General features: G+C 62.3%; 9 protein-coding genes. 2 read left to right on the top strand and 7 right to left on the bottom strand.

From position 1 onward, the window contains the following. The first annotated feature begins 328 nt into the window (after positions 1-328). Positions 329-1,327, top strand: coding sequence for a rhodanese-related sulfurtransferase (locus ACK543_RS00560; RefSeq protein ID WP_409940934.1), 999 nt, complete (start codon positions 329-331; stop codon positions 1,325-1,327). Continuing rightward, positions 1,324-2,007, top strand: coding sequence for a glutathione S-transferase (locus ACK543_RS00565; protein WP_409940935.1), 684 nt, complete (start codon positions 1,324-1,326; stop codon positions 2,005-2,007). Before ACK543_RS00560 ends, ACK543_RS00565 begins: the two co-directional genes overlap by 4 nt. A 79-nt stretch (positions 2,008-2,086) precedes the next feature. On the opposite strand, the gene ACK543_RS00570 is transcribed toward ACK543_RS00565, so the two are convergent. The 7 genes from ACK543_RS00570 to ACK543_RS00600 all read right to left on the bottom strand — a co-directional run bounded on the left by ACK543_RS00570 (position 2,087) and on the right by ACK543_RS00600 (position 8,629). Further along, positions 2,087-2,614, bottom strand: coding sequence for a disulfide bond formation protein B (locus ACK543_RS00570; RefSeq protein ID WP_409940942.1), 528 nt, complete (start codon positions 2,612-2,614; stop codon positions 2,087-2,089). 147 nt (positions 2,615-2,761) lie between these two features. Then, positions 2,762-3,886 (bottom strand): sulfate/molybdate ABC transporter ATP-binding protein, encoded by a 1,125-nt coding sequence (locus tag ACK543_RS00575; protein WP_409940936.1) that lies wholly within the window; start codon positions 3,884-3,886, stop codon positions 2,762-2,764. A 15-nt stretch (positions 3,887-3,901) separates the two neighbouring features. Then, a complete protein-coding gene (gene cysW, locus ACK543_RS00580; protein ID WP_409940937.1) occupies positions 3,902-4,813 on the bottom strand; it encodes a sulfate ABC transporter permease subunit CysW in 912 nt (303 codons plus the stop codon). A 139-nt stretch (positions 4,814-4,952) separates the two neighbouring features. After that, on the bottom strand, positions 4,953-5,792 hold the full coding sequence (gene cysT, locus ACK543_RS00585; RefSeq protein ID WP_409940938.1) for a sulfate ABC transporter permease subunit CysT: 840 nt from the start codon (positions 5,790-5,792) through the stop codon (positions 4,953-4,955). Between the two features lie 187 nt (positions 5,793-5,979). Then, a complete protein-coding gene (locus ACK543_RS00590; protein ID WP_409940939.1) occupies positions 5,980-6,975 on the bottom strand; it encodes a sulfate ABC transporter substrate-binding protein in 996 nt (331 codons plus the stop codon). Between the two features lie 209 nt (positions 6,976-7,184). Beyond that, the gene (locus ACK543_RS00595; RefSeq protein ID WP_409940940.1) at positions 7,185-7,769 is read right to left on the bottom strand and encodes an RBBP9/YdeN family alpha/beta hydrolase; all 585 of its coding nucleotides are present in this window, start codon (positions 7,767-7,769) and stop codon (positions 7,185-7,187) included. 119 nt (positions 7,770-7,888) lie between these two features. Then, entirely contained in the window at positions 7,889-8,629 is a 741-nt protein-coding gene (locus ACK543_RS00600; protein WP_409940941.1) for an AAA family ATPase, read from the bottom strand. Positions 8,630-8,816: the final 187 nt, after the last annotated feature.

The following is an 8,816-nucleotide window of genomic DNA, read 5'->3' on the forward strand; positions in this document are numbered from 1 at the left end:
AGCTTGACGAACATGGTGACCTGGAGTGTAGTGCATTAGCAAATGATTGCCAATACAAAACAATTACAAGATTGCCACTACAAAAATTTTTGAAAATTAGATGCAAGTCGTTGATTCATAACGCCACCAACCCTCAAAAAAGGTCAAAAAGGGGGGCGAGGTGTCGAACTTCGGAGAACAGCGCGCGTAGCGTTGATCTACGCCAGCATCCAAACCAGTGCAACCACCAAGGCAGTCCCGTAGCCATAGCGCTCTCTGGGGCACCGTCGCCGTCACTCCCTACCGGTCGGTATCATCGGCCGTTTCGAAGACTGCGCCGCATCCCGCTGTGGACCCCGTCACCCCCCGTTTTCTCACTGTTGCGCTGTACCAGTTTGTGGACCTGCCCGACTGCGCAGCGCTGCGCGCGCCCCTGCAAGAAGTGTGCGACGCCCACGGTGTGCGCGGCATGCTGCTGCTGGCACCCGAGGGCATCAACGGCACCATTGCAGGCGAAGAGGCCGGTGTGCGCGCCGTGCTGGCGTGGCTGCACGGCGATGCGCGGTTCGCCCGCCTTCAGCACAAAGAGGCCTACGCCGAGCGCATGCCGTTTTATCGGATGCGGGTGCGCCTCAAACGCGAAATCGTCACGCTGGGGGTGCCCGGCCTGAACCCTGCGCGCAACGCTGGCACCTATGTCAAGCCGACAGATTGGAACGCGCTGATTTCCGATCCCGATGTGATTGTGGTCGACACCCGCAACGACTACGAGGTGGGCATCGGCAGCTTTGAACGTGCCGTGAACCCGCACACACGCACGTTTGCAGAGTTCCCGGCCTGGGTCGCCCGCGAAAGCGAGCCCGGCGGCGTGCTGGCTGGCAAGCCGCGTGTGGCCATGTTCTGCACCGGCGGCATCCGCTGCGAGAAATCCACCGCGCTGCTGCGGTCGCAGGGCTTCGACGACGTCTATCACCTGGAGGGCGGCATCCTCAAATACCTGGAAACCGTGCCCGAGCAAGACAGCCTGTGGCACGGCGACTGCTTTGTGTTTGACGAGCGCGTCTCGGTCGGCCATGGCCTGACGCCGGGCCACCACCAGCTGTGCCGCTCGTGCCGCATGCCGCTGGGCGAAGCCGAACTGCAATCACCGCACTACGTGCCCGGCGTGAGCTGCCCGTATTGCCACGGCACCCGCACGCCCGAACAGGAGCGCGCCCTGGCCGAGCGCGAGCGGCAGATGCAACTGGCCGCGCGCCGCGGCAAGGCGCATATCGGCGCACGCCAGCCGGGCAGCCCTGCACATGCCCCGGGCGCTGATGAATCCATGACCGGGGCTGACACTGCATGATCAGCGCGCACACCGGCACCCCTGCCCTGCCTGTGCTGTATTCCTTTCGCCGATGCCCGTACGCCATGCGCGCGCGCCTGGCCTTGGCGGTGAGCGGCCAGGCCTGCGAGCTGCGCGAGGTCGTGTTGCGAAACAAGCCGGCGGCACTGTTGCAGGCCTCACCCAAGGGCACCGTGCCCGTGCTGGTGCTGAGCGACAGCCGGGTGCTGGATCAAAGCCTGGACATCATGCTCTGGGCGCTGGCACGCAACGACCCGGGTGGCTGGCTTGCGCCCAGCCATGGCAGCCTTGCCGATATGCTGGCGTTGATTGAATCATGCGACGGCCCCTTCAAACAGGCACTGGACCGCTGCAAATATCCGAACCGGTTTCCCGACGCAGACCCGGCCATCGCGCGTGCCGAGGCGATGCAGTGGTTGTACAGCCTGCAAGCGCGTCTGACCGACCAGCCCTTTCTGTTTGGCGACCATGCCGCGCTGGCTGATATGGCGATTGCGCCCTTTGTACGCCAGTTTGCAGCGATCGATACTGCCTGGTGGCAGGCGCAGCCGTGGGTACAGGTTCAGACATGGCTGGACCGATGGCAGGAAGGCGCCCTGTTTGCCAGCGTGATGGACAAATGGCCCGCGTGGGAGGAAGGAACTGACGGAGTGGCTTTCCCAGACGCCCGTCATCGCTGAACAGGTGGCGACGCGCGCCCCAACCAACCGCCGAAAGACGGCTTTCAGGATGGCAGGGCAGATGCGCCAAAAACGCAAGTCATACGGCCGCGAAGCGACCCGCTCTTGCCTTCACACCACGCACCAGCAGCGCCAGCAGCACCACCGCAAAACCCACAAAGTACACGAACGACCAGTTGGCGATCGAGCCGCCCAGGAAGGTCCAGTCAATGGCCGCGCAGTCGCCCGAGCCGCGGAAGATCATGGGGATGGCACGGCTGATGGGGTAGTTTTCGATCATGCCGTAGAAGTCGCGGCCGCAGGTGGCCACCTCGGGCGGGTACCACTGCAGCCAGCTCTGGCGCGCCGCCACGAAGGCGCCAAAGCCCGACGCGACCAGCGCCAGTGCACTCCAGCTCATCCACCATTTTTTTTGGCCGCTTACGCACGCCAGGCATGAAAACATTGCTACACAAATAAGAGCATATCGTTGCACGATGCACATCGGGCACGGCTCCAGGCCCACCACATGCTGCAGATACATGCCAAACACCAGCATGGCCACGCAAGCGGCGCTGATCAGTGCCAGCACGCGGCGCGGGGCCTGATTGATCCAGTTCAACACCATCATTCCAATCCCTCATCCAGTTGCCATCGCAAACGGTCCCGCCGCCGACACGGGCGCGGCCCATGCCAGTGCACCCGTGGATCTGGCTCCGCCAGTCCACCGGGTGCATCCCCCTCAGGGGGAAGACGCGAAGCGGCTCAGGGGGAGTCAAATCCCGGCGGCGTGATCCAGAAAAACGCGGGCGCGGCGCGGTGTGACCACCAGCGTTTCGCCTTCTTTGAAACCCATCTCATTGAACTGCTGCGCAGGAATCTGCGCCTCGATCAGGTTCTCTGCGGATGCATTGTCCGCTGGTTGGTGATCGTCGGATGGAATAAGTTCCAGGCGGGCAATGGGGCCAACCACGATGGCGCGGCTGAGCTGCGCCACGATACCGCGTGGACGGCCATCGGCGTCGATGCCCGCGCCAGGCGAGTATCGCTGCACATCCAGGTCGTGCGGACGCACATAGGCAAAGGCCTTGGTGTCCTGCGCTGCTGCGTGCTCGGGCGCGTCGATCTGCACACCTTCCAGGTGCACCAGGCCTTCGTGGGCGCGGCCGTGGAACAGGTTCACGTCACCCAGAAAGCCATACACAAACGGGCTGGCCGGGTGGTCCCATACCTGCTGGGGCGAGCCGGTTTGTTCGATCTTGCCCTGGTTGATGACGACCACGCGGTCGGCCACCTCCAGCGCTTCTTCCTGGTCGTGCGTGACGAAGATGCTGGTGACATGCAGCTCGTCATGCAGGCGGCGCAGCCAGCGGCGCAGTTCCTTGCGCACCTTGGCGTCCAGCGCGCCAAACGGCTCGTCGAGCAGCAGCACCTTGGGCTCCACCGCCAGGGCGCGGGCCAGGGCAATGCGCTGGCGCTGCCCGCCCGAGAGCTGCGAGGGGTAGCGCTCGGCCAGCCAGTCAAGCTGCACGAGCTTGAGCAGGTCGGTCACCTTTTGCTTGATCTGCGCTTCGCTCGGGCGCTCGCCACGGGGCTTGACGCGCAGACCGAAAGCCACGTTCTCGAACACGGTCATGTGGCGAAACAGCGCGTAGTGCTGGAACACAAAGCCCACGTTGCGATCGCGCACATGCACGTCGGTGGTGTCCTCGCCACTGAAATGGATGCTGCCCACGTCGGGCGTTTCCAGGCCGGCAATGATGCGCAGCAGCGTGGTCTTGCCGCAGCCCGAGGGGCCCAGCAGCGCAATGAGTTCGCCCGAGGCGATATCGAGGCTGACATCGCGCAGGGCCTGGAAATCACCAAACTGCTTGCTGACGTTACGGATTTCAATGCTCATGATGGGGGTCTTCCTTCAGCGTGCAACAGGCATGGGCCCAGGCGCTGGCGCGGGCCGCTCGGGTGGCAATTCGGCAGCGGCCTTCATGGCCTGCTCGTTGCGGTGTTCGGCAATGGTCTTGATCACCAGCGTGACCAGGGCCAGCAAGGCCAGCAGGGAGGCCGCAGCAAACGCCGCCACCGACTGGTATTCGTTGTAGAGGATTTCCACATGCAGCGGGATGGTGTTGGTCTGCCCACGGATGTGGCCCGAGACCACCGACACCGCGCCGAATTCACCCATGGCCCGCGCGTTGCACAGGATCACCCCATACAGCAGACCCCACTTGATATTGGGCAGCGTCACACGCCAAAAGGTCTGCCAGCCGGTGGCGCCCAGCACAATGGCGGCCTGCTCTTCATCGTTGCCCTGCGCCTGCATCAGCGGGATCAGTTCGCGGGCGATGAACGGAAAGGTCACGAACATCGTGGCCAGGACAATGCCGGGCACGGCAAAGATGATCTTGATGTCATTGGCCATGAGCCACGGGCCGAACCAGCCATTGGCGCCAAACATCAGCACATACACCAGGCCCGCCACCACCGGTGACACCGAAAACGGCAGGTCCACCAGCGTGGTCAAAAATGCCTTGCCACGGAACTCGTACTTGGCAATGCACCAGGCCGCCGCCACACCGAACACCAGGTTCAGAGGCACGGCGATGATGGCGGTCAGCAGCGTGAGCTTGATGGCCGACCACGCGTCCGGGTCGCGCAGCCCGGCAATGTAGGCATCGAGCCCCTTGCGCAGCGCCTCGGTGAACACCGCAGCCAGCGGCAGCACCAAAAACAGCAGCATGAAGGCCAGCGCCAGCGTGATCAGCGTGTAGCGCACCCACGGAGCCTCCGTCGTGCCCGCGCGAGCGCGGCTAGCGGTACGTGTATTCATGTAGACCTTCCATAGCGGGTTGCGCTGGAAACAGGCGCGGCACAGGCCAGTGCACCGGTGGAACTGGCTTGGCCAGGCCACTGGGTGCGTCCCCCTCCGACACGAGAGGGGGAAGGCGCGAAGCGACTCAGGGGGTGTTTCATGCTGTACGGCGCTGCCAGGCTTGCAGCGCATTGATGATGAGCAGCAGGATGAACGAAATCACCAGCATGACCACCGCCACCGCCGTGGCGCCCGCAAAGTCGTATTGCTCCAGCTTGCCGATGATGATGAGTGGCGTGATTTCAGAAACCATGGGCATGTTGCCAGCGATGAAGATGACCGAGCCATACTCCCCCACCGCGCGCGCAAAGGCCATGGCAAAGCCGGTGAGCAGCGCGGGCGTGATGGAGGGCAGGATCACCTTGGTAAAGGTTTGCAGGCGGGTGGCACCCAGGCAGGTGGCGGCCTCTTCCAGTTCTTTTTCGGCGTCTTCCAGCACGGGCTGCACGGTTCGCACCACAAAGGGCAGGCCGATGAAGATGAGCGCAATCACAATGCCCCCCGGCTTGAAGGCCAACTGGATGCCCATGGGCTCCAGGATCTGGCCGATCCACCCATTGCTGGCCAGCAGCGCCGTGAGCGAGATGCCGGCCACAGCAGTGGGCAGCGCAAACGGCAGGTCCACCAGCGCATCCACGATCTTCTTGCCCGAAAACTTGTAGCGCACCAGCACCCAGGCAATCAGCAGCCCGAAGAACAGGTTGACCAGCGCCGCAATGAACGACGCGCCGAACGTCAGCCGGTACGAGGCCATCACCCGCGGCGCGCTCACTGCCGCCCAGAACTGCTCCCAGGTCAGCGTGAAGGTCTTAAAGAGCAGTGCCGACAGCGGAATCAGCACGATGATGCTCAAGTAAAAGAGCGTGTAGCCCAGCGTGAGCCCGAAACCGGGCAAAACGCGCTTGGCGCCTCTGCGGCCGCCGTTGTTGTTGTTCATAAAGCTCTATCTATTGCAAGCGACGGCAAAAACTGGCGTGCACCAATGCGAGTGCCACCGGGCAAGGGCCGCCACCAGAGCGCAGCGACGTTTTCCTTGCGTGCACGGGTGGCGTCCCCCTGCCCGCTTCGCGCAGCGATGCGAGAGCGGGGGGAAGCCGCGCAGCGGCTCAGCGGGGGGTTCGGAATTACTTGGAGTAGATCTTGTCGAACTGCCCGCCGTCGTTGAAGTGAACTTTTTGAGCTTCGGTCAGCGATCCGAAATACTTGGCCACCGTGAACTGCTTGATGGGCTTGAAGGTCTCTGCGTACTTCTTGAGCACGGCTTCCGAACGCGGGCGGATGGCGTGCTTGGCGGCGATTTCCTGGGCTTCGTCGGAATACAGGTAGTCCAGGTAGGCCTTGGCCAGCTGCGCCGTGCCCTTCTTGGCCACGGTGCGTTCGACCACGGCCACGGGGTTCTCGGCAATGATGCTGACCGACGGATAGACCGAATCGACCTTGCCAGCGCCAAATTCACGGTCGATGGACACCACTTCTGATTCAAACGTGATCAGCACATCCCCCTGGTTGCGCTGCAGGAAGGTGGCCGTGGCATCGCGGCCACCCTTGGCCAGCACGGGCACGTTCTTGTAGAGCTTGGCAACAAACTCGGCAGCCTGCGCTTCGGTGCCGCCCTTTTCACGGATGGCGCCCCAGGCGGCCAGGTAGGCATAGCGGCCATTACCACCCGTCTTGGGGTTGACCACGATCACCTGGATTCCGGGCTTCACCAGGTCTTCCCAGTCTTTGATGGCCTTGGGGTTACCGTTGCGCACCAGGAACAGCATGGTCGAGGTGGTGGGCGCAGCGTCGTGCGGGAACTTCTTGGTCCAGTCCTTGGCGACCACGCCGTTGTCGGCCAGAAACTGCACGTCGGTGGTGGTGTTCATGGTGACCACATCGGCAGCCAGACCATCGTTCACGGCGCGTGCCTGGGCGCTGGAGCCGGCGTGCGACTGGTCAATCTTCACATCCTGGCCGGTGGTCTTCTTGTAGTGCGCGGCAAAGGCGGCGTTGTAGTCCTTGTAGAACTCGCGTGCCACGTCATACGACACGTTGAGCAGCGCGTTTTGCGCGGCAGCCACGCCGCTCGCGGCCAGGGCCAGGGAGGCCAGGAGGGTCTTGAGTTTCAGAGAAGTCATGGTGGTGTCGCCCGAAAAGCTGCTGGAGAAGCCGGATTGTGCGGAGAGGCTCTTAAAACTCAAAAGAATATATTTTTGTTAAATAATCAACGAAAGGCATATGGAATGACGGACGAGTGCCTTTAGCGGGGCATGGTCGCAGTGGACATATCAAAAACAGGCACTTACGCACGACCATCATGGTCTGATAGCTATTAATTTAATAGCAATCAAGGTATCGATCCATGGGGATGGGCGGAGCTGGCTGGCAGCGGGTGGGCTGCAGGCCCGCCCTCCAGCGACTGCAGCAGCGCCCAACCCAGGGGCCATTCGCCATGCCCCGAATCGATGTTGATGTGCCCTGCGTTTTGCATGCGCACAAACTCGCTGCCCCAGGCCCGCGCATAGGCGCCAGCCAGCCGGATGGGGCAAAACGGGTCATTGCTGCTGGCCACCACGATGCTGCGGTAGGGCAGCGCTGCGTAGGGTACCGGCGCAAAGTCGCTCAGGATGGCGCGGCGCTCGGGGTCGGCCGGTGCCACCAGCAGCGCGCCGCACACGCGGTCTGCCGCCTCGGCACCCATGTGTGTGGTGGCGATGCAGCCCAGGCTGTGCGCCACGATCACCACGGGGTGCGGCGCGGCCAGCACGGTCTTCTCCAACTGCTTGACCCAGGCCGAGCGCGTGGGCGTGATCCAGTCGTCCTGCACCACGCGGTGCGCGTGGGGCAGACGCTCGGCCCACAGGCTCTGCCAGTGGCCGGGGCCTGAGTCGCGCCAGCCGGGAACGATGATGATGGAGGCATTTGGGGTCACAGGGCTGGCATTCTGCGAGCCGCGCTTTAAAACCCAAACGACTTAATTCTTTTTATTTAATCGCCAAATCATCTAACAGGCGGCGAAGAACTACGTGAACGTCCATCGTCCGAACTGCGCTATGCATCCTCCTCGTCCGCCAGCAAACGCTTCAGCCGCTGAGGATAGTTGTTGAGAAAGTCGTGGGTCACTGCGTAGTGCTCAGTGTCCTCAAAGGCTACTTCGGACAGGCCGGTGCCATCAAACAGAATGATCCTCGCGTTTGGGTAGGACAGCAGGATGGGAGAGTGCGTGGCAATGATGAATTGCGATTTATCTTCCACCAGCTGGTGGATCGCAAATAGCGCAGCGAGTTGGCGGTTGGGTGATAGGGCCGCCTCGGGTTCGTCCAGCAAGTACAACCCCTTGCCTTTGAACTTGTGCGTCAGCAGCGCCATAAATGCCTCTCCATGCGACCGCGCATGTAGCGATTTTCCTCCGTAGCTCTCCAGGTAACCAACCTCATCCATGTAGGTGGCCACGTTGAAAAAACTCTCTGCCCGCAAAAAATAGCCATCTTGCGGCGCGCGGTAGCTCCGCGCTAACCGCAGCACTTCGTGCAACGATGATTCTGAATCTGCACTTGCCAGCTTGAAGTTGCGCGTCCCACCCTCTGGGCTGTAACCCAGAGCCAGCGCTATCCCCTCGAGTAACGTTGATTTCCCGGAGCCGTTCTCACCCACGAAGAAGGTTACGTCCGGGTGAAACCTCAGCAGCCCCAAATCGCGGATCGCAGGTACGTTGTATGGGTAGCTGTCATAGTCCACGTCTGCATCTGGGCGGATGCAAACACTTTGTAGATAGGGTTTAGCGGCAAGCATGGGATCATGCTACCGGACTGCGCGTGCGAGTAAATCCCTGGGCAAGGGAACCTCTGCATAACTCCCTGCGGTCTGCGCTGGCGCGGGCTCGGGCAGTCCACGGTGTTGCTTTTCTTGCCAATAGCCAGGCTATTGGCTGCAAAAAGCGCCTTGTGGCCTATCCCAATCCGCACCAGCGCATCCTCGC

The organism is Acidovorax sp., from assembly GCF_046341535.1.
Lineage (GTDB): Bacteria > Pseudomonadota > Gammaproteobacteria > Burkholderiales > Burkholderiaceae_C > Acidovorax.

Excerpts from the sequence above, each read along its gene's own strand:
- ACK543_RS00565 (WP_409940935.1), top strand. The coding sequence starts at position 1,324 with ATGATCAGCGCGCACACCGGCACCCCTGCCCTGCCTGTGCTGTATTCC.
- ACK543_RS00570 (WP_409940942.1), bottom strand. The coding sequence starts at position 2,614 with ATGGTGTTGAACTGGATCAATCAGGCCCCGCGCCGCGTGCTGGCACTG.
- ACK543_RS00575 (WP_409940936.1), bottom strand. The coding sequence starts at position 3,886 with ATGAGCATTGAAATCCGTAACGTCAGCAAGCAGTTTGGTGATTTCCAG.
- cysW (WP_409940937.1), bottom strand. The coding sequence starts at position 4,813 with ATGAATACACGTACCGCTAGCCGCGCTCGCGCGGGCACGACGGAGGCT.
- cysT (WP_409940938.1), bottom strand. The coding sequence starts at position 5,792 with ATGAACAACAACAACGGCGGCCGCAGAGGCGCCAAGCGCGTTTTGCCC.
- ACK543_RS00590 (WP_409940939.1), bottom strand. The coding sequence starts at position 6,975 with ATGACTTCTCTGAAACTCAAGACCCTCCTGGCCTCCCTGGCCCTGGCC.
- ACK543_RS00600 (WP_409940941.1), bottom strand. The coding sequence starts at position 8,629 with ATGCTTGCCGCTAAACCCTATCTACAAAGTGTTTGCATCCGCCCAGAT.